The organism is Enterobacter sp. GD03975, assembly GCF_029838645.1.
Taxonomy (GTDB): domain Bacteria; phylum Pseudomonadota; class Gammaproteobacteria; order Enterobacterales; family Enterobacteriaceae; genus Enterobacter; species Enterobacter quasihormaechei.
Map to the genome: position 1 here is coordinate 642345 of NZ_JAOBZC010000001.1, position 20626 is coordinate 662970.

Below are 20626 nucleotides of genomic sequence, written 5' to 3' on the forward strand. Positions count from 1 at the left end.
TGATATGACGTTTTGAGTCAACGTTATTTTTTGCATCTCAGGATCGTTTGCTGAAAATTAAGCCGAAACGATCACTGTTCAAGCAAATCCCCGCGCGCAGCGTTCAAATATTGCAGCATTGACCACAGCGTCAGCACTGCCGCAACCCACAGCAGGCCAATGCCGGCCCACTCGACCCAGACATTCGGACGCCACAGCATCCACACCAGCGCCGCCATTTGTGCGGTGGTTTTGACTTTACCGATCCAGGATACCGCCACGCTGCTGCGTTTCCCCAGCTCCGCCATCCATTCGCGCAGGGCAGAGATAATAATTTCACGGCCAATCATGGTCGCGGCGGGCAGCGTGACCCACCAGGTATGATAATGCTCCGCCACCAGCACCATCGCGATCGCCACCATCACCTTATCCGCGACCGGATCGAGGAACGCGCCAAAGCGGGTGCTCTGATTCCAGCGGCGCGCCAGATACCCGTCAAACCAGTCCGTCACGGCGGCAATCAGGAAAATCAGCGCACAGGCAAAAGGCGCCCAGACGACCGGCAGGTAAAATGCCAGTACAAAGAACGGAATGAGCACAACGCGAAAAAGGGTGAGCAACGTAGGGATATTAAATCGCATGATGACGGTAACTGTCTGTTGTCAGTAAAATTTAGCTCTATGTTGCTACAGAGCCCTCAATGTTTCAACGAGTAGTAGATCTTTTCTGCCAGCCCTTGCGAAATACCCGGCACTTTTGCAATTTCCTCCATGCTGGCATTGAGTAATCCTTGCAATCCGCCCATATACTTCAACAGCATCTGGCGACGTTTTGGCCCAACGCCTTCGATAGTCTCGAGGGTACTGGTATTTTTCACCTTCGCCCGTTTTTTGCGGTGCCCGCTGATGGCGTGATCGTGCGACTCATCGCGGATGTGCTGGATCACGTGCAGCGCCGGGGAATCTGGCGGCAGGCTAAAGCCCTCGCCCTCCGGCTCGAAGAACAGCGTTTCCAGGCCCGCTTTACGATCCGCCCCTTTCGCCACCCCTAACAGCAGCGGATGGTTTTTGTCCCACTCCACGTCGAGCGATTCAAACACCGCCTTCGCCTGGCCCAGCTGCCCTTTCCCGCCGTCGATAAGGATAACGTCAGGAATTTTGCTCTCTTCTATCGCTTTACCATAGCGACGACGCAGCACCTGGTTCATGGCGGCGTAATCATCACCGGGCGTAATGCCAGTGATGTTATAGCGTCGATACTCTGCCCGCAGCGGACCGTTGGCATCAAAGACCACGCACGACGCCACGGTTTGCTCACCCATCGTATGACTGATGTCGAAACATTCCATGCGTTTCACTTCCGGCAGCTTGAGCAGCGTCGCAAGCGCGGTTAAACGCTGGCTGACGGTCGACTGCTGGGAAAGTTTGGTGGTCAGCGCCGTGGCGGCATTGGTTCGCGCCAGCTTCAGATAGCGCGCGCGATCGCCGCGCGGTTTCGTCTGGACATTCACCCGGCGGCCTGCCAGCTCTGAAAGCGAATCCGCCAGCAGGGTTTTATCGTCAAGCGTAAAGTCGAGCAGGATCTCCGAAGGCAGCGTACGCATCTGGCTGCCCTGCAAATAAAACTGGCCGACGAAAGTCTCCACCACTTCACCCAGCTCGGTGCCGCCCGGCACCTTCGGGAAGTAGCTGCGGCTGCCGAGCACTTTACCCTGACGAATAAACAGCACGTGAACGCAGGCGAGACCGGCGTCAAAAGCTACGCCGATAACATCGAGGTCGTCGCCGGTATTGGAAACAAACTGCTTCTCGGTCACCCTGCGCACCGCCTGGATCTGATCGCGGATGCGGGCGGCTTCCTCAAACTCCAGCCCCGCGCTGGCTTTTTCCATGCGGGCAATCAGCTGTGTGAGCACCTGATCGTCTTTCCCGGCTAAAAACAGGCGTACATACTCCACCTGCTGCGCGTACTCTTCTTCGCTCACCAGCCCTTCAACGCACGGCCCCAGACAGCGGCCAATCTGATATTGCAGGCACGGCCGGGAGCGGTTGCGGTAGACGCTGTTTTCGCACTGGCGAACAGGGAAGATTTTTTGCAAAAGCGCCAGCGTTTCCCGCACGGCATAACCGTTCGGGAAAGGGCCGAAATATTCCCCTTTCGCATGCTTAGCGCCACGATGCATCGCCAGCCGCGGGTGCGTATCACCGCTCAGGAAGATAAACGGGTAGGACTTATCATCGCGCAGCAGAACGTTATAGCGCGGCTGATACAACTTAATGTAGTTGTGCTCAAGGAGCAGCGCTTCCGTTTCCGTGTGCGTCACGGTGACATCAATGTTATGTATGAGGGCAACCAGCGCTTCGGTTTTACGGGAAGCAAGGTTGCTGCGGAAGTAGCTGGAAAGGCGTTTTTTGAGATCTTTCGCCTTACCGACATAGATAACCGTACCGCCAGCGTCGTACATACGGTAGACGCCCGGCTGGCTGGTGACGGTTTTCAGAAATGCTTTTGAATCGAACGCTTCACTCACTGACTTAATAACGACTCCGCATTGCACAAACCATGGCGAATGGCCAGGTGAGTCAGTTCGACATCACCGTGAATGTTCAGTTTACTGAACATCCGATAGCGATAGCTGTTGACCGTTTTCGGGCTGAGATTCAGCTGCTCTGAAATCTCATTCACCTTCTGACCTTTAGTAATCATCAGCATAATCTGCAATTCGCGCTCAGACAAACTGGCAAACGGCGATTCCGTTTTTTCCGGTTCAATCTGACTCAACGCCATCTGTTGAGCAATATCAGAAGCAATGTAGCGCTGCCCTGCGTGTACGGAACGGATCGCATTGACGACTTCCTGCGGCGCGGCGCCTTTACTCAGGTATCCTGCGGCACCTGCCTGCATAACTCTGGCGGGCAGCGGATTTTCAGTGTGTACGGTCAGCATGATGACTTTGGTATCAACAAACATGCGGGCGATTTTACGCGTGGCTTCAAGCCCGCCGATGCCGGGCATGTTCATATCCATCAGCACCACGTCTGCTGAGTGAGTACGACACCATTTGACGGCATCTTCACCACAGCACGCCTCGCCGGCAACTTTAATACCCTTTATATCTTCAAGAATGCGTCGTATCCCTGCGCGCACCAGTTCGTGGTCATCAACAAGAAGGACGTTGATCAAAGGAAATGTCTCCAGAATAGGGATAACGCTACTGACTGCTAATTGTGTTTATATTAACGGTTTTCCATGCAAGATTAAAACGCTAAAAAATCGGCTATACGATTCGGGTCTCGTTTTTGGAAATTAGGCTGTACAGTAAGTGGAAAGAAAACCCATGTACGCTGGGCTTTACCGCTATTTTTTGGCACCAGCATTCAAAAAGCTACCAAAACATTTGTTAACGTAAACTAAAAAATGCTCTCATTTTTTTGTAACAACAATTAACGGATGACGTACCGGCGATAAACATTTAATTGTCGCTAACATATTGGACAGATTACCTTCATAATCCGCACCAGCCAATAATCAATCCGCGGAAAAGTATAAAAAACAACCACTGCATTTTTTGCCGCAGCTTGTGGTATACTACGCCGCCTTAACTTTCATCGTCGCGCTCATGCGCTGTTTTATAATGAGGAAAATAAATGAGCACACCTGAATTTGCCACTGCCGAGAATAACCAGGAACTGGCACAGGAAGTAAACTGCCTGAAGTCGCTGCTGACGCTTATGCTACAAGCGATGGGCCAGGCTGATGCTGGACGTGTGATCATTAAAATGGAAAAACAGATCGCGCAGATGGAAGACCAGGCGGAATCCGCTGTTTTTGCCAATACGGTTAAGCAAATTAAACAAGCCTACCGCCAGTAACAAAAAAGGCTGGATGCAGTGCATTCAGCCTTTTCCTCGTCTGACACGCAGAACGTGAGAGCAGTCAGATAAGTCCCGTCGCGGCGGCATAACACGCTATCTGGATCTTATTCGGCGCGTTGAATTTCTTCTGCATATTCTTCTGATGGAAGTTCACGGTATTTTCCGAGATGGAGAGAATGATGGCAATTTCTGCCGACGTCTTCCCTTCTGCGGTCCACTTCAGTATTTCCCGTTCACGCTTGCTGAATTTCATTTCCGGCGGCATCACCGTCTCATGTTCAAAACGCAACAGCGTTGTGAGCGCCATCTGGACCAGCATTTGCAAACGCAGCTCAACTTCTTCATTGGTGATGGCGTTTGCTTCTACGCTGGTCCGTGACACGGAGAGGAAGCCGAGCGCATGATTTGGCAGCATCAGACACTGCGTTATTCCCTTGCGTAAACCGTGGTCGCGGGCGCCGTCCCATAATTGCTGGGCATCCGCGAATAATTCATCCGTCCAGGGCAAATGTCCCTGTATGAAATTCTCCGGCTTCAGTACCGGATCGATGGTGAAATAATTCTCGGACTGATATTGTGCCATCCATTGTTGCGGATAACTGGAATGGACGGAGGTTCGCGGGCGGGTAAATGGCACAGGGTGTCGAACACAAAGCGCATAATAATCGAATTCAAGCGCCTGCGTTTGTCGCTGAAGCTCCTGATATACCTCGTCAGCACAGGTCATTTCCTGGAACCGAAGGAAGCATTCCCGTCGCCAGGTGAAAAAGTCTATATCCCTCATACGTAGTGAATGAAGCCTCTGAAATAGATAATCATTATTATGGTGAATATAACCTAACACATAAAGCATGATTATTTATATAAAATATCGGCCACGGGCAGATTATCTTTAATTTGAGGAAGGCTTAACCACATTAGCCGGAATAAAAAAGCAACAGAACCGAATTTAAGGGAGGATAATTTGCCCCAGAAGCGGCATCCGGAGCAAATTGAGTGCGAAAATGCTACTGCATTAAGAATTTTTCAAGGAACTGACGGGTGCGGGGCTGCTGCGGATTGGCAAACAGCGCTTTAGCCGGCCCCTGCTCTACTATTCGCCCCTGGTCCATGAAAATGGCCCGATCGGCCACATCGCGGGCGAAGCTCATTTCATGCGTCACGATCACCATCGTGCGTTTTTCCTGCGCCAGCTGGCGAATGGTGTTCAGCACTTCCCCGACCAGCTCCGGATCGAGCGCGGAGGTGGGTTCGTCGAACAGGATCACGTCCGGGCGCATCGCCAGCGCGCGCGCAATGGCGACACGCTGCTGCTGCCCGCCCGATAAGCGACGCGGATAGCTTGTCTCCTTCCCTGCCAGGCCAACCTTCGCCAGCAGCTCGCGGGCGCGGGCCGTCGCGTCTTCCTTTGATTCACCCTTGACGATGACCGGGCCTTCAATAATGTTTTCCAGCACCGTACGGTGCGGAAAAAGGTTAAAGCTCTGGAATACGAAGCCGACATGCTGGCGCAGGCGGCGAATCAACCCTTTTTGCTGGCTGATGGATTTCCCGGTATCAATGGTGATGTCGCCCACGCGGATCGTCCCGCCTTCGGGCTGCTCCAGCAAATTGATGCTGCGCAACAGCGTGGTTTTCCCTGACCCACTCGGGCCGATAATGGCCACCACTTCGCCCTGCTCAACCTCAAGGTCGATGCCGTGCAGCACCGTTTGCCCATGGAATTTTTTCACCAGGTTTTTGACGTCAATTGCACTCATTTTGGATCTCGCTCCTGGCGGTTAAGCTGGTTTTCAAAATAGTTTTGCAGGGCCGACAGCACCGTCGCCATCACCCAGTAAATCAGCGAGGCCGCCAGATACATGGTAAACACTTCCAGCGTGCGCGAAGTGATCAGCTGCGCCTGACGGAACAGCTCCGGCACCTGAATGGTCGCCGCAAGCGAGGTGTCTTTTACGAGGCTGATAAAGCTGTTGCTCAGCGGAGGCAGCGCCACGCGCGCCGCCTGCGGCAGGATCGCCCGACGCAGCGTCTGCCACGGGGTCATCCCGATACTGGCCGCCGCTTCCCACTGCCCTTTATCGATGGACGAGATCGCAGCACGCAGCGTTTCCGAGGTGTACGCCGCCGTATTCAGCGACAGACCAATCATCGCCGCCGGGATCGGATCCAGCTCAATACCGAACTGGGGCAGCCCGTAGTAGATCATGAACAGCTGGGCGATAAGCGGCGTTCCGCGGAACACGGAGATATAAAACCGCGCCAGCCACCGCACCGGCAAGATGTTTGACATGCGCATCAGAGCCAGCACAAACCCGAGCACCAGCCCGAAGAACATCCCGCCGATACTGAGCTGTAACGTAAACACCGCGCCCTTAAGTAAGAACGGCAGCGAATCAATAACCAGTTGAATACTTTCTTGCATTATTATTTTTCGACCTGATTTTTAGACATGAGGATGATAGGCAAACAGCGCAGGCGCCCCGCCAGTATGAACAAACAAAATAGGTCCTTCATCCTTAAAGCGCTTCCGGGCAATGCCGTCGATAAGGCCCGCCATTGCCTTGCCGGTATAGACCGGGTCAAGCAGAATGCCTTCGAGACGCGCCAGCAGCTTAACGGCCTCCATCCCTTCATCATTGGGGGTGCCATAGCCAGGTGCGAAGTAGTCATCCCACAGCATAATTTCCGCCTTCGCCTCAAGCTCAAGCTGTTCAGCCACCGCCTGTTGCAGCGTGACGACTTTCGTCTTTTGGTCCGCAACGCTTCTGGAAACCGTTACGCCAATCAGCTCAACGTCCGGCATCAGCTGCTCAAGCCCGACCGCTAAACCGGCATGAGTACCCGCGCTGCCGGACGCCACCACCACCGAGGACAGACTTACCGCGCCTTCGCACTGCTGCGCGATTTCCAGCGCGCTCTCAACATAGCCGAGGGCACCCAGCGCATTCGAGCCGCCAACCGGAATGACGTACGGACGAAAGCCCTGCGCTTCCAGGCGCGTCGCCAGTTCATCAAGCTGGGCAGCCGGGTCGGTCAACGCGTCAACCATTTCAACCTGCACGTTGAACAGATCCAACAGCAGGCGGTTACCGTTAGTCAGGTAATTCTCAGCCTGCGTGCCAATCGGGTTTTCCAGCAGGGCTACGCAATGAAGGCCCAGCTTTGCCGCCACGGCCGCCGTCTGGCGAACGTGGTTAGACTGAATGGCCCCGGCGGTGACCAGCGTATCCGCGCCCTCGCGCAGGGCATCGGCGGCGAGAAATTCGAGCTTGCGCAGCTTATTTCCGCCCATCGCCATGGGCGTCACATCGTCACGCTTAATGAATATATCGCGCCCCAGATAGTCAGAAAATCGCGGCAGGTACTCCAGCGGCGTGGGTGCGCCGATAAACTCCAGACGGGGAAAGCGCGTTAAATTCTGTAGTGACATGGTTCCTCCGGTCACGCAAACAATTGTTATTTCATTATGCACGCAGACGCGCGAGAAATAAAAAAGGCGCTTTTGAAAGCGCCTTTTTTTGTCGGTCAGAGACTTATTTCGTCACGTCTGCGCCGAACCAATTCTCAGAAAGCGCCTTCAGGCTGCCGTCTTTCTGCATTTCAGCAATGGCGCCATCAATGGCTTTCAGCAGATCTTCGTTACCTTTACGCACCGCCACGCCAGATTCCTGACGGGAGAACGCATCGCCTGCAACAGCCAGGGTATTGTTGGTTTTCTTCACCAGATCCAGCGCTGCCAGGCGGTCAACCAGAATGGCGTCGATACGGCCTACGCGCAGATCCTGGTATTTCGTCGGGTCATCATCGTAGGTGCGGATGTCCACGCCCTGCACGTTCTGGCGCAGCCACTCTTCGTAGTTGGTGCCCAGACCGACGCCGACTTTCTTACCTTTCAGATCCGCGGCGGATTTGATGCTGCCTTCGTTACCTTTTTTCACCAGCGCCTGGATACCGGACACGGTGTACGGCGTGGAAAAGTCGTACTTCTTCTTACGCTCATCAGAAATGGTCACCTGGTTAATCACCACGTCAATACGTTTGGAGTCCAGTGACGCCAGCATACCGTCCCATTTGGTCGGCTTCAGAGAGGCTTTTACGCCGAGGTGTTTTGCCAGCTCTTGCGCAAACTCCACTTCAAAACCGGTCAGCTTACCGTCGTCACCCTGGAAGCTGAACGGAGGATAGGTACCTTCCAGCCCAACCAGCAGCGTGCCGCGCTCTTTGACTTTATTGAGCAGATTATCTGCCGCGAACGTTTTTACGCTCATCCCCGCGACCAGCGCAACGGCCATCATCCCCATCAGCGCCTGACGACCCAGAAGTGCTAATTTCATAAGTACTCCGATACAGTGGAATTTTTGAGTAGTGTAGAGAAATCGCCTGCAACGTCAAAGGCGGCTGCGCTACATCTTATTCTTTTTTAATATATATCAGAAGTTGTTCCGGCGTGGACTTTCTGCTTTAGGGCGCCCGGCATCTGGACTTTGTATTGCGCGTACTTACGCAGCGCGATGCGGTAATTGTTGGTACTGGTGGCGGGCAGCCAGGGCTCCAGATTTTCATCCAGATAGCCGGTCGTCAGCAGATCGCGGGAGATATTTTGCACGGTCAGATGCTGACCCAGGCGGCGCAGGCGAACCACGTATTCACGCACGGTGCCATGGCTCATCTCAGTTTGTTCAAACAGGAACTGCTTGAAGCCGATGATATCGAAGAAGTCGCTTTGCTCTTTGCAGTGGAGATCGCCACAGAAACGGCAAAGCGCTACCCACTCTTTTTGCTCTTCAAGCCAGGCGGCTTCATCCATCAGCGTGTCGAGGCGGGAAATCGCAATCTTATTCACGATTTCACCGCGACGAACCAGCGTGATTCGATCGAGTAATTTTTTACAGTGGGCGCAATGCGTCTGACTGTGTTTAAAGTCTTTGAGGTAGCGGCTTAAAGGCCGTCTTTTAGATTGCTGCACCGTCATGATAACTCCTGGTTGTCAATACGTTGTGCGGCATTACCAAGGCGAATCACTCACCTATAACTTACCCAGTTTGGTGCGCAGGCGTTTAATGGCCTGGCTGTGCAGCTGGCTTACCCGTGACTCCCCCACCTCCAGTACGGCGCCAATCTCTTTGAGATTGAGCTCTTCCTGGTAATAGAGGGTTAACACCAGTTGCTCACGTTCCGGTAAAGCTTCAATCGCTTCCATCACGCGCTGGCGTAAATTCCCTTCCAGTAAGTGGTGTAACGGGTTTTCTTGCTGATGCTCATCCGTCACCAGCTCGATGCTATCGCCATGCTCTTCGCGCCACTCATCATAAGAGAAGAGTTGGCTGTTATTGGTATCGAGCAACATCTGACGATACTCTTCAACAGGAATACCCAGACGCTCCGCCACTTCGGTTTCCGTCGCGTTGCGCCCCAGCTCCTGTTCCAGCTGCCCCATCGCATGCGCCACTTCGCGCGCGTTGCGGCGAACGCTGCGCGGCACCCAGTCGCGGCTGCGCAGCTCGTCCAGCATCGCACCACGAATACGCTGCACTGCGTAAGTCGTAAATGCCGTTCCTTGCAGAGCGTCGTACCGGTCAACTGCATTCAATAACCCGATACCGCCCGCCTGTAGCAGATCGTCCAGTTCCACGCTCGCCGGCAAACGCACCTGGAGGCGCAATGCTTCGTGACGCACCAGCGGAACATAACGCTGCCACAGCGAGTGTTTATCCATTACACCTTCAGCGGTATAGAGTGAATTCACGATAAACAGCCCTGCGTTAGTTGAGTTATCGGCATGATTATCCGATTCTGGAGGGGTTTTAATCGGGTGAATAGTGGGTGAAATGAGGGGTTATTTGGGGGGTTACGCGTGTGCGTGGATAGAAAAAACCCCGCCGAAGCGGGGTTTAAGCGTAATCAGGCGATTAGCCTTGCAGCAGAGACAGAACCTGCTGAGGAACCTGGTTAGCTTTGGACAGCACGGAGTTACCAGCCTGCTGGATAATCTGCGCTTTGGACATATTTGACACTTCGGTCGCATAGTCGGCGTCCTGGATACGGGACTGCGCTTCAGACAGGTTGGTAGTGGTGTTGTTCAGGTTGGTAACGGCTGAGCTCAGACGGTTCTGTACCGCACCCAGTGAAGAACGGAATTTGTCTACAGATGCGATAGCTTTGTCCAGCAGAGCCAGTGGGTCTGCTGAAGCAGTACCGTTGTATACGGAAGTATTGTTAGCGTTAGCAATATCACCAATGTCTGTTGCAGCAGATGCCCCACCATTTGCAAGGTTACCAGCCGCAGCAAGATAATTTTTTCCCTGCACAGTTACATAACCTACAGCGTTACCACCATCATCAGTGCCAACTTTAACCAGTTTACCTGTCTGCTCAGCATCGGTAACTCCATTAGCACCATCATCATAAGTGACATCGGTAGTATTTAACGATACTACGCCCGCTGTAGTTACTGATGCAGCATAGAAATCATCGCCACTTTGAACAACATAATTTCCTGTAGCGTTACCATCTTTATCCAATACGTTATGCAGTGACAATGATTTGGCATCTACAGTGGTTCCGGTAGCAGTTGTCAATGCAGTCGCTGCCGCACTTAAATTAACATCATTTGGAGCAGCAGAACCATCACCAATTTGAGTAACAGCATCACTTACTTTCAATGCATTACTAGTTACAGAGAAACCATTCAGACCCAGAGTTGAAGAATCGATTTTTTGCAGGTCGATGTTGATGGTCTGACCGTCGTTTGCGCCAACCTGAATCGCCATGGTGCCGTTTTTAGCCAGCACGTTCACGCCGTTGAACTGAGTCTGACCAGATACGCGGTCGATTTCGTCCAGACGGGATTTGATTTCGTCCTGGATTGAAGACAGGTCAGAATCAGAGTTAGTACCGGTCGTTGCCTGAACGGTCAGTTCACGAACACGCTGAAGGTTGTTGTTGATTTCAGACAGTGCACCTTCAGTGGTCTGCGCCAGAGAGATACCGTCGTTAGCGTTACGTGCAGCCTGAGTCAGACCTTTGATGTTAGAGGTGAAGCGGTTAGCGATAGCCTGGCCCGCAGCGTCATCTTTCGCGCTGTTGATACGCAGACCAGAAGACAGACGCTCGATAGAAGAAGACAGAGCGGACTGGTTCTTGTTGATGTTGTTCTGAGTGATCAGCGAGAGGCTGTTGGTATTAATGACTTGTGCCATGATTTCGATTCCTGTTGTTCATCAAATCTGTTTGGTTAGATTTGGGTTTCCACCCTTCGGCTTCATCGCCGTCAAAGGTGTTATCGTCTGGTCCAAACCAACCTTTAGATATTTTTTCAGGATCGCGTTAATTTTTTTAGCCACGGAAAAGCTCTTCTCTATTACCGTTATTCCCGCCATTAAAAAAAAGAAATTAACCGTAAACTTTCCCCCATTAAGGCCGATAACCCCACTATTCGTTCTACGTGTCGATAGATTAAGGAATAAATATGGCAAGTATTTCATCATTGGGGATTGGATCGGGTCTTAAGTTAGCAGACATTCTGGATAGTCTGACCAAGGCCGAAAAAGAACAGCTGACGCCGATTTCCAAACAACAATCATCTTATACCGCCAAGCTGAGCGCTTACGGCACGTTGAAGAGTTCACTGGAAGCGTTTCAGACCGCCAACACCGCACTGAATAAAGCCGATCTGTTTACGGCGACCAGCACAGCGAGCAGCACCACGGCATTCAGCGCCACCACTACCGGCAGCGCAATTGCCGGGAAATACACCATCAGCGTGTCGCAGCTGGCGCAGGCGCAAACCCTGACGACCAAAAATACGCAGGCAGATGCAAAAACGGCCATTGCCACAGCTGACAGCAAGATCACGTTTACCGCCGGTAACGGTAAAGATCCGGTGACCGTCGATATCAGCGCGGCAAACTCCTCGCTGAACGGCATTCGCGATGCCATTAACAAAGCAGACGCCGGCGTGACCGCCAGCATTATTAACGTCGGTAACGGTCAGTATCGTCTGTCCATCACCTCCACCGAAACCGGGGCGGACAACGCAGTCAGCATCAGCGTAAGCGGCGACAGCGCCCTGCAATCCTTTATGGGTTACAACGGCACCAGCACCGACGCCAGCAACGGCATGACGGAAAGCGTCACCGCGCAGAACGCGAAGCTGAAGGTGAATAACGTCGATATCGAAAACAGCAGCAACACCATCAGCGATGCGCTGGAAGATATCACCCTGAACCTGAACGACGTCACCACCGGTAACCAGACGCTGACGATAACGAAAGATACGTCAAAAGCGGAAACGGCGATGAAGGCCTGGGTGGATGCCTACAACACCCTTCAGGACAGCTTTGCATCGTTAACCAAATATACGGCGGTTGATGCGGGCACAGATGCGCAGGATTCCAGCAACGGCGCCCTGCTCGGGGACAGCACGCTGCGTACTATCCAGACGCAGCTGAAAACCATGCTGAGCAACACCGTCGGCGGAACCGCCTATAAAACGCTGTCACAGGTGGGCATTACCTCCGATCCAAGCACGGGCAAGCTGGAGCTTGACAGCGACAAGCTGAAAAAAACGCTGACGGAGAACCCGTCTGCGGTGAAAGATTTGGTTGTGGGTGACGGCAAAACCACCGGGATCACCACCACCATGGCCACCCATCTGACTGACTGGCTTTCCAGTAAAGGCATTATCCAGGCGGCCAAAGATGGCGTCAGTAAAACGCTGAACAAGTTAACGGATCAATACAACGCCGTGAGCGAACGTATCGACGCGAGAGTGGCGCAGTACAAAGCCCAGTTTACCCAGCTGGACGTACTGATGACCTCGCTGAACAACACCAGCAGCTACCTGACGCAGCAGTTCGAGAACACGTCCAGCAACAAGTAGTAAACGCTAATCAGACCCGAGGGGGATAACATGTACGGCGCAAAAGGCACGCAAGCCTACGCAAAGATAGAAGTTGAAAGCGCGGTGATGAGCGCCAGCCAGCAGCAGCTGGTTATCATGCTATTTGATGGAGCCCTCAGCGCGCTGGTACGCGCGCGTCTGTTCCTGGCAGACGGTAATATCCCGGCAAAAGGGCTGGCGCTCTCCAAAGCCATCAACATTATCGAAAACGGGCTGAAGGTTGGCCTGGTAGAAGATAACGGTGATGAGCTTACGCAAAACCTGATTGCCCTTTATGCCTATATGGTACGTCGCCTCCTGCACGCCAACGTGAATAACGACGCCAGCGCCATCGAAGAGGTGGAAAACCTGCTGCGCAATATCGCTGACGGGTGGAAGGAGGTTGCCGGTACGCCACAACTGATGCAGGACGCCGTCTAATGAGTAACGCACCGCAACTTTATGCCCTTTATCAGCAACTCCTTGAGCAGAGCCAGTTGATGTTGCGACTGGCCCGGCAGGGACTATGGGATGATCTGATCATCTGTGAAACCGACTATGTTAATGCGGTGCACTCACTGGCTCGTCTCACTCAGGAAAGTGAACCTTCGATGCAGATTCAGGAACAGCTTCGCCCGACGCTGCGGGTGATCCTGGACAACGAAGGCCAGGTAAAAACATTGCTGCAAGCCAGAATGGATGAGCTGGCGAAACTGGTTGGGCAATCCTCCATCCAGAAAACCGTGCTCTCCACCTACGGTAATCAGGGCGGTCATGTCCTGGTTCCGCAAAGTAATAGCGATATTAATTAGCCATTTAACTGGCGGGCAAGCGTTAACCGTTTCGTTCGCCAGGCATTTCTGCCAAACCTGCTCCATACTTGAGTTTCGCGACCTCATGGAGATGGTGCATGCGCAACCCAACACTTTTACAATGTTTTCACTGGTACTACCCCACCGGCGGTGAATTGTGGCAAGAAGTCACGGCATTGGCCCCCAACCTGAACGAAATTGGCATCAATATGGTCTGGTTACCGCCGGCGTACAAAGGCGCGTCCGGAGGCTATTCCGTCGGGTATGACTCCTACGATCTTTTCGACCTCGGTGAGTTTGACCAGAAAGGCAGCGTTGCCACCAAATACGGCGATAAAGCCCAGCTGCTGGAGGCCATCAACGCCTTAAAAAGCAACCAGATTGCGGTGCTTCTGGACGTGGTGGTTAACCATAAAATGGGTGCCGATGAAAAGGAACCCGTCCGCGTACAGCGCGTGGATGCGCAGGATCGCACCCAAATCAGCGATGAGATCATCGAATGTGAAGCCTGGACGCGCTACACCTTCCCCGTTCGTGACGGTCAGTATTCGCAGTTTGTCTGGGATTACAAATGCTTCAGCGGTATCGACCACATTGAAAACCCCAATGAGGACGGTATCTTCAAAATAGTGAACGACTACACCGGCGAAGGGTGGAACGATCAGGTCGACGACGAGATGGGCAATTTCGATTACCTGATGGGCGAAAATATTGATTTTCGCAACCATGCGGTGACGGAAGAGATCAAATACTGGGCGCGCTGGGTAATGGAGCAAACCCACTGCGACGGCTTCCGCCTGGACGCGGTAAAACACATCCCGGCCTGGTTCTATAAAGAGTGGATTGAGCACGTCCAGGAGGTGGCCCCGCAGCCGCTGTTTATCGTGGCGGAATACTGGTCTCACGAAGTGGACAAATTGCAGCAATACATCGATCAGGTAGACGGCAAAACCATGCTGTTTGATGCGCCGCTGCAAATGAAATTTCACGAGGCGTCACGCCAGGGCCGCGACTACGACATGAGCCAGATTTTCACCGGTACGCTGGTGGAAGCCGATCCGTTCCATGCCGTGACGCTGGTGGCCAACCATGACACCCAACCCTTGCAGGCGCTGGAAGCCCCGGTTGAAGCCTGGTTTAAACTGCTGGCCTACGCGCTCATCCTGCTGCGTGAAAACGGCGTGCCGAGCGTGTTCTACCCGGATCTTTTTGGCGCCAGCTATGACGACACCGGGGGTGACGGCGAGACGTATCACATTGATATGCCGGTGATTGAACAGCTCCACGAGCTGATTTTAGCCCGTCAGCGTTTTGCCCACGGCGTGCAGACGCTCTTTTTCGATCATCCAAACTGCATTGCGTTTAGCCGCAGCGGGACTGAGGATCACCCGGGCTGCGTGGTGGTGCTGTCGAATGGTGATGACGGCGAGAAGACAATCTGCCTCGGCGAGAATTACGGCAATAAAACCTGGCGGGATTTTTTAGGCAATCGCGAGGAAACCGTAACCACGGCGGCGGATGGCGAAGGGACGTTCTTCTGTAACGGGGGAAGCGTCAGCGTCTGGGTGATTGAGGACGCGCTCTAGTACGGGAAAGGGAGCAAACCCTCAAAACGGCAATACGATTGCCGTTTTGCTTTTACCGTTAGTTTTTGTAGGCCGGGTAAGGCGAAGCCGCCACCCGGCTAAACACGGTTACGGAAGCTTACTCTCCAGCGGATTCTTGCTCAGATAATCTGCGCACTCCACCGTTGGACGGTCAACCTTTTGCAGCTCCATGCCGTCATACTCAAGCGTGGTTCCATCGCGATCCAGCGGATAGACGTCTCGTTTTTCGGTCACGTTATAATAATCATCTGAACGCAGCATGATCTTACCCGGCACCGCGATAACGCGCTGCCACTGACGACAGTCCAGGGTATCACCCTCTTGCGTCACCACCAGCGTGGCAATCGCCTCCGGGCTCACCATCGCGCTCTGCGGCCCTTTCGACTGCCAGTAACCTGCCAGTTGCGAAGGTGCCGGATGCTTAACCACTTCCTGATAGTTTTCGACCTGAACGCATCCCGCTAACGTCAGCATCGCAGCCACAATTGCTACTTTTTTCATCATCTTTCCTGCATGCGAAGAAAAAAATATTGTGGCATTAAAGCCATCAGGCTGCCAGCGTAAGATAGGTAATGTTTAAACCTGCATCCCCATCACATGAGCATACATTTTTCATAATCGACAAAGAACGTCCAAGAGCGCTCCAAATAACAGATGGTTGTAGTTGTCGAAAACATCAGTCGTCTAAGTTCACCTTAGATCGAGTGCTGTTTTATGCCCCACCCATGCCCCATTACATCACCGGGCAGTCGTCGTCATCGCTTGCACGATTGATGAAGAACGTGACGCGCCCAAGCACCTCTACTTCTTCCAGTGCGCTTCCCTCTATTGCCTCTCCATCATCTGTAATGAGCGACTTTCCCATCAACCTGGCAAACTGCGTATGACCATCGCAAAGTATAAGCAGCACATCCCCGGGCGCGCATTTGGCTGCTGGCTCAATGACTGCAAATCCTGAATCAGTTTCAAGCACCCTACTTTCTGCGCCGATGTTGCAAATCACCTCGGGTGAAAGTTGGCGCTCGACATAATCGCTTGCAGGTGATGCAAATCCCATTACTGAACCCTCCCCATGTTACGCAGGATCCAGTACCTGTTATCGCTACCGTCTGTCGTCTTGTCAGCAAAGTCTTTTTGGTATCGCTCTATCCAGGCATTCGCTTCTTCGCGCGTATAGTGCCAGTTGAACTCCCGCAATTTCTCTACGAATGCGTCTGTGCTCAGGTAACGATACCCCTTGGGGTTTAACTCTATGGCCGCAACAAACGCGGCATGTATGTCTGCTGTGCGTGGCATAATCACCTCACAAAATAACTGTATACATATACAGTATTACTATTTACATGCACAGATCAAGCGAAGCGGGTGAACTGATTTATAAGTGGTGGGCGAGGATGGAAATTTAGTTGTGAAAAACCCGCAGAAGCGGGTATTTTCTATTGTACGTGAGGAACTCTACCGAATAGATAATTCCCTGTAGTGTCGTAAAGCACTCCACCTGAGAAGATAAAGGCATATTGCTGGTTACCTGTGTACCCGCCATAGCTGTTTTTAGCATTTACCAGCACAGGGACAACATATCCATACTTAACTCCACCAGCGGATTCGGCTAAAGAACCATCCTGAGAGTAACCTTTGTATGTAGGCATGAAGGTGTATCGCGCTGACTCAGGATCTTTCAGCACGGTGCTGAAATGGGCCTTAATCAAATCCTGATAATTCCCTGGCAAAGTGCCATAATTAGCCGTGCTTATCTCAACCGGCGACGGTGGTTTAGGTGCACAACCCGTTAAAAATGACACGCCAAAAGCAAGGCATAATACTACCCCCAGTTTCTTCATTATGAATCCCCATGATTATTATCGGATTTATCCTACCAGCTTCTGGTAAAACAAAAAAACCCGCAGTTAAGCGGGTTCATTAGTTCGCGATGCATTGTGAGGATGCTATAAGATCTTGCGAAGGCAGCCATGCCAAATGGTAAAGCTGTGTAATTTCCTTCCCAAATCACCGTGCCGTATTCAAAAACCAGTCCATGCATCGTTGCAGTGCCGTGGCAGTTGGCAGCCATTCTGCATTCATGCTATCGAGCATTCACCAATTGAACGCATTAAGGAAACTTTTTACCCGTCAGCTAACCAACCCTTTTTTATCATATTTTTTAATAAAGTATGCTACAAATGATGACGCCAGTAGAACGATAAAAGCAACGCTCACTGTTGTGATTACAGGTCGTGTTTCATTTATAAGACCTATGGATATTAAAAAATCTAAAATCAATGCATGCAAACCATATATTGGCAATGAAAGAGAGGAGATTAATATCACTACATTACCAACTTCTTTCTCGGCATAATAATTCTTAATTGAAACATACATCGCCACAGCTGCCATAAAAACAAATGGAGAGTTATTGTTATAGAATGCGCCATTAAACCTCCCAGTCTCGCTTGTTGTATAATAAACAAGAAATGCTGTAATTATTGACGATATTAAGAATACACCAAACGGAGCTATAACACCAAGGTTTCTTGTATTGGCATTACCAATCAAACAACCCGCTATTGCATATAAGAATAAATATACAAATGAACCATCAATGAAAAACCTGCTTTTTACATGCACACCCAACAAACCTATCGCTTGATATGTAACCGGATTGACCACCAAAAACACAGCAAGCAAAAGAAATAAAGCAATATAGTTATTAGAAAGTCTACATTTTACAAAACTAAATAATACATAACAACATAGCATACTATAAAAAAACCACAAGTGATAGAATACTGGCTTTTCAAAAATACCCATTAATCTATCTACGGGGTTATACTTATTGGTTGCTAGCATATAAACAATAGCCAGTAAACTGTAAAAAGCAAGACAATATATTATTCTTAGTATGTTTTTAATTTTGATTTCTTTATTATTTAAAAATATATATCCTGAAACCATAAAAAACAAAGGTACGCACGAGCGCACAAGAGAGTCAAGCATATTAACAATATGCCAATTTATTGGCTCCATTGTTTTGTACTTCACAACCATTTGAGCAGAAACATGCAATACTATAACCATGATGCATGCACATGCACGAACACCATCAAGCCACATCACCCTATCACTATTTTTCAATTTAATCCTCACGCTCATTCTGTGCAACATTTAACCAAGTGCTACTGAAAAGGCTTTACTATATCAGAATTAGATTTGCGGTTAGAGTATTCAATGATACGAACATACATTTTCATAATCGTCAAGGATGGTCCAAGAGCGCACTAAATATCAGATGGTCGAAGTCGTCGAAAACATAAGTCGTCTAAGTTCACCTTAGATCGAGTGCTGTGTTTGGCCCACCAATGCCTCATCACATCACTGGGCAATCATCAGACTCACCTGTCCTCGCATCGTTGATGATGTACGTGATTACTCCAGACACCGGACTCTCTACCCCTTCGAAGTTACCAGGTAGCTTTTACTTCCTGCCAGTTAGCGCGTTTTCAAGATGAAGCTGAGGATATGTCCGGTAAATCTTAACCTTGAACTCCCCCCATCTCATACACAAGCAAGGAGCCATCACAAGGCTTTAGTGATGAGTCGATGACAAGCAGTGCATTTTTCATTATGCCGCCTCGATAGATATTCTCTGACGCTTACATGTTCAAGCGAAAGGCGGTTCTCAACGTAATTAGCTGCTTAACTTGTGAATCCCATAACTCACCTCCGATAGAACTGTATGCAAGCACAGTATTATCGCTCGACTAAACTGATCAAGTGATCATTCTCAACCATGTGGTAAACTGATTTCTTTAAAGGAGAAAAAAATGGAGTTGCTACTCATCATGGCTGTTGTGCTGTTCGTCTTTGCGCTGCCAGGTACTGATATATGAAGGACGGGATAAACCTACCCAGAGTGTTGGGCGTCTCAATGGTTTGCTTGCTTGTCACCGGCTCTGTAGATAACAAGTGGGTTGTTGCCATATTCTTGCTGCTTATAGCGGCCTGGCTGGCGCTTGAAGTAACTAATAAGATGAGGGGTTAGATGCACCCCTCGATATTTGAGGGGTGAATTAATAGGTCAAGCGGCTTTCTTTGGGATAATAGATGAGGCCACTTTGAATAAAAGGTAGACAAAGCTTACGACAATTAGGTTTTTAAAGTAGATGAACATAAATAGCTCAAGGCTTTCTCGTGCCATAAAGAAAGTGAAAGGCACCGTTACGAAACCTGCTATTGACATAACTGTAAGTTTATTGCTGTTTATTATTATATCCAACGTCCTTACAACCAGACCTGATAACGCATAAGCCAGCCAATAAAAATATCCGCCGAACAGAACAAGTGATGACCCTAGCAATGTCGAGGCCATGTTCAATCCGCTACTCATACCCAGTATGTTCGTCGTAAAATAGTATGAGCTATTCATTGTAACGATTGGCTTCTCCTCCCAAAGGAAGCGCGGCACGAACCCCGAAAACTGACTAAACATGTAATATATGCCGCCAACAGCGTCAGGATTAGTTGTATTGTCGTAGTATTTTACCGCCTCGTACTGGTAGTTTATTGGAGAGAGGCTGTCAGTGAGGTACTGTATAGCTAGACTTAGCGCGGCACCGGAACTGGACATGGAGTTTGAGTAGCGAAGCATCCCGAGTGCCGCCACAAGGAAAAGCCCTATGCATCCAATAATCAGAAACTTAAATTTATTTATCTTTCCTGTTACGAAGCATATCAAGGTTGCCATTAATAACGCTGAGAACATTACGTTTCTTGAACCACCTATCAGTATATAAAACGCAACACCAAACAGGATAGAAATGCCACATGACTTAGCAAATGCATATTTTGATTTAGATGTGAAGCTATAGACAATAACGGCTGGAACAAAAGCTGACATAGGCATAAGCAAAAGGCCGCTTCCCGCATTTTCCCCTAATTTAGATGCGTAGTTATCTGAGTCGAATGATGAACCTTTGGTTATGTAGAAGATGATCATTGCAAGGATAGATACCGACAATGATATTGCTACAAATAGGTTTGCAGATCCGAAAAATATCTTCCCTCTCGCCATTCCTCTTGGCTTAGGCGATAGTAAATGAGATGCCAGATAAAATATTATGATTCCGATGAATGATTTTAGTGAAACATCATTTATATACTCTACTGGCATATATACTTCAGCGGGAACAAGCGCATCAACACGGAAAGGTAAAGACGCATAGCCAACGAAATGAGTTATCACAAGGAACATCATACCTACAGATTTGAATCTGATCCCGTTCCTGATGAAAGAATGAGCAGCAAGTAAGAAAAGTATAGTGAAGTATATGATCGGAAATATGTACGTAAATATCGATGTGTAATCTGACATTTGCAAGCACCAGACAGCAAATCACCGCATTGTATCCCATGCCGATTGCAAGTAAAGCCAAATCTGGTCAAAGCATGCCTAATTCGCATCAAAAGATAGGC

Annotated in this window: 22 protein-coding genes and 2 pseudogenes; 6 read left to right on the forward strand and 18 right to left on the reverse strand. The window is 50.4% G+C overall.

Annotated elements, in window-relative coordinates; translation table 11 throughout:
• Positions 1 to 71: 71 nt before the first annotated feature.
• Genes pgsA through uvrY form a run of 3 tightly spaced genes read right to left on the reverse strand, consistent with a single transcriptional unit; the run spans position 72 to position 3162 of the window.
• Positions 72 to 620 (reverse strand): CDP-diacylglycerol--glycerol-3-phosphate 3-phosphatidyltransferase, encoded by a 549-nt coding sequence (pgsA, locus tag N5C09_RS02960; protein WP_063849624.1) that lies wholly within the window; start codon positions 618 to 620, stop codon positions 72 to 74.
• A gap of 56 nt (positions 621 to 676) precedes the next feature.
• Positions 677 to 2509 carry an excinuclease ABC subunit UvrC gene (uvrC, locus tag N5C09_RS02965; protein WP_107533295.1) on the reverse strand — a complete coding sequence of 611 codons (1833 nt, stop codon included), beginning with the start codon at positions 2507 to 2509 and terminating at the stop codon, positions 677 to 679.
• Entirely contained in the window at positions 2506 to 3162 is a 657-nt protein-coding gene (gene uvrY / locus N5C09_RS02970; RefSeq protein WP_102751015.1) for a UvrY/SirA/GacA family response regulator transcription factor, read from the reverse strand. Before uvrY ends, uvrC begins: the two co-directional genes overlap by 4 nt.
• A 366-nt stretch (positions 3163 to 3528) precedes the next feature.
• Between uvrY and N5C09_RS21335 the strand changes: the two are divergent.
• Both N5C09_RS21335 and N5C09_RS02975 read left to right on the forward strand, forming a co-directional pair.
• A pseudogene (locus N5C09_RS21335) lies at positions 3529 to 3630 on the forward strand (hypothetical protein); the annotation flags it as partial.
• Positions 3627 to 3851, forward strand: coding sequence for a DUF2594 family protein (locus N5C09_RS02975; protein ID WP_003859644.1), 225 nt, complete (start codon positions 3627 to 3629; stop codon positions 3849 to 3851). The pseudogene N5C09_RS21335 and the gene N5C09_RS02975, both read left to right, overlap by 4 nt.
• Positions 3852 to 3915: 64 nt before the next feature.
• On the opposite strand, the gene sdiA is transcribed toward N5C09_RS02975, so the two are convergent.
• The 8 genes from sdiA to N5C09_RS03015 all read right to left on the reverse strand — a co-directional run bounded on the left by sdiA (position 3916) and on the right by N5C09_RS03015 (position 11056).
• On the reverse strand, positions 3916 to 4638 hold the full coding sequence (gene sdiA, locus N5C09_RS02980) for a transcriptional regulator SdiA (RefSeq protein ID WP_131636866.1): 723 nt from the start codon (positions 4636 to 4638) through the stop codon (positions 3916 to 3918).
• Between the two features lie 223 nt (positions 4639 to 4861).
• Complete coding sequence (gene tcyN, locus N5C09_RS02985) at positions 4862 to 5614, reverse strand: L-cystine ABC transporter ATP-binding protein TcyN (RefSeq protein WP_112793139.1); 753 nt, start codon at positions 5612 to 5614, stop codon at positions 4862 to 4864.
• Positions 5611 to 6279, reverse strand: a complete 669-nt coding sequence (tcyL, locus tag N5C09_RS02990; RefSeq protein ID WP_107533297.1) for a cystine ABC transporter permease — start codon at positions 6277 to 6279, stop codon at positions 5611 to 5613. Before tcyL ends, tcyN begins: the two co-directional genes overlap by 4 nt.
• A 21-nt stretch (positions 6280 to 6300) precedes the next feature.
• Complete coding sequence (gene dcyD / locus N5C09_RS02995) at positions 6301 to 7287, reverse strand: D-cysteine desulfhydrase (RefSeq protein WP_279748404.1); 987 nt, start codon at positions 7285 to 7287, stop codon at positions 6301 to 6303.
• Between the two features lie 103 nt (positions 7288 to 7390).
• On the reverse strand, positions 7391 to 8191 hold the full coding sequence (gene tcyJ / locus N5C09_RS03000) for a cystine ABC transporter substrate-binding protein (protein ID WP_279748405.1): 801 nt from the start codon (positions 8189 to 8191) through the stop codon (positions 7391 to 7393).
• Between the two features lie 86 nt (positions 8192 to 8277).
• The gene (fliZ, locus tag N5C09_RS03005) at positions 8278 to 8829 is read right to left on the reverse strand and encodes a flagella biosynthesis regulatory protein FliZ (protein ID WP_063450168.1); all 552 of its coding nucleotides are present in this window, start codon (positions 8827 to 8829) and stop codon (positions 8278 to 8280) included.
• A 54-nt stretch (positions 8830 to 8883) separates the two neighbouring features.
• The gene (locus N5C09_RS03010; protein WP_003859623.1) at positions 8884 to 9603 is read right to left on the reverse strand and encodes an RNA polymerase sigma factor FliA; all 720 of its coding nucleotides are present in this window, start codon (positions 9601 to 9603) and stop codon (positions 8884 to 8886) included.
• A gap of 163 nt (positions 9604 to 9766) precedes the next feature.
• Positions 9767 to 11056, reverse strand: coding sequence for a FliC/FljB family flagellin (locus tag N5C09_RS03015; RefSeq protein ID WP_279748406.1), 1290 nt, complete (start codon positions 11054 to 11056; stop codon positions 9767 to 9769).
• A gap of 269 nt (positions 11057 to 11325) precedes the next feature.
• Here N5C09_RS03015 and fliD point away from each other — a divergent pair, with 269 nt between their 5' ends.
• The 4 genes from fliD to amyA all read left to right on the forward strand — a co-directional run bounded on the left by fliD (position 11326) and on the right by amyA (position 15136).
• Positions 11326 to 12738, forward strand: coding sequence for a flagellar filament capping protein FliD (gene fliD, locus N5C09_RS03020; protein WP_112793143.1), 1413 nt, complete (start codon positions 11326 to 11328; stop codon positions 12736 to 12738).
• A 30-nt stretch (positions 12739 to 12768) separates the two neighbouring features.
• Positions 12769 to 13179, forward strand: coding sequence for a flagellar export chaperone FliS (gene fliS, locus N5C09_RS03025; protein WP_063868419.1), 411 nt, complete (start codon positions 12769 to 12771; stop codon positions 13177 to 13179).
• Positions 13179 to 13550, forward strand: a complete 372-nt coding sequence (gene fliT, locus N5C09_RS03030) for a flagella biosynthesis regulatory protein FliT (protein ID WP_006811148.1) — start codon at positions 13179 to 13181, stop codon at positions 13548 to 13550. The genes fliS and fliT overlap by 1 nt, the downstream gene beginning before the upstream one ends.
• Before the next feature lie 98 nt (positions 13551 to 13648).
• The gene (gene amyA / locus N5C09_RS03035; protein WP_279748407.1) at positions 13649 to 15136 is read left to right on the forward strand and encodes an alpha-amylase; all 1488 of its coding nucleotides are present in this window, start codon (positions 13649 to 13651) and stop codon (positions 15134 to 15136) included.
• Between the two features lie 108 nt (positions 15137 to 15244).
• On the opposite strand, the gene yedD is transcribed toward amyA, so the two are convergent.
• The 7 genes and pseudogenes from yedD to N5C09_RS03070 all read right to left on the reverse strand — a co-directional run bounded on the left by yedD (position 15245) and on the right by N5C09_RS03070 (position 20525).
• A complete protein-coding gene (yedD, locus tag N5C09_RS03040) occupies positions 15245 to 15658 on the reverse strand; it encodes a lipoprotein YedD (RefSeq protein ID WP_107533302.1) in 414 nt (137 codons plus the stop codon).
• Between the two features lie 232 nt (positions 15659 to 15890).
• Positions 15891 to 16214, reverse strand: a complete 324-nt coding sequence (locus N5C09_RS03045) for a hypothetical protein (RefSeq protein WP_017693216.1) — start codon at positions 16212 to 16214, stop codon at positions 15891 to 15893.
• Positions 16214 to 16453: a hypothetical protein gene (locus N5C09_RS03050; protein WP_045142339.1), complete on the reverse strand. Its 240-nt coding sequence runs from the start codon at positions 16451 to 16453 to the stop codon at positions 16214 to 16216. The genes N5C09_RS03045 and N5C09_RS03050 overlap by 1 nt, the downstream gene beginning before the upstream one ends.
• Positions 16454 to 16593: 140 nt before the next feature.
• Positions 16594 to 16998, reverse strand: coding sequence for a hypothetical protein (locus N5C09_RS03055; protein WP_252065507.1), 405 nt, complete (start codon positions 16996 to 16998; stop codon positions 16594 to 16596).
• Between the two features lie 289 nt (positions 16999 to 17287).
• A complete protein-coding gene (locus N5C09_RS03060; protein WP_279748408.1) occupies positions 17288 to 18289 on the reverse strand; it encodes an acyltransferase family protein in 1002 nt (333 codons plus the stop codon).
• 232 nt (positions 18290 to 18521) lie between these two features.
• A pseudogene (locus tag N5C09_RS03065) lies at positions 18522 to 18868 on the reverse strand (LexA family transcriptional regulator).
• A gap of 364 nt (positions 18869 to 19232) precedes the next feature.
• Complete coding sequence (locus N5C09_RS03070) at positions 19233 to 20525, reverse strand: WzyE family oligosaccharide polymerase (protein ID WP_063451568.1); 1293 nt, start codon at positions 20523 to 20525, stop codon at positions 19233 to 19235.
• Between the last annotated feature and the right edge of the window lie 101 nt (positions 20526 to 20626).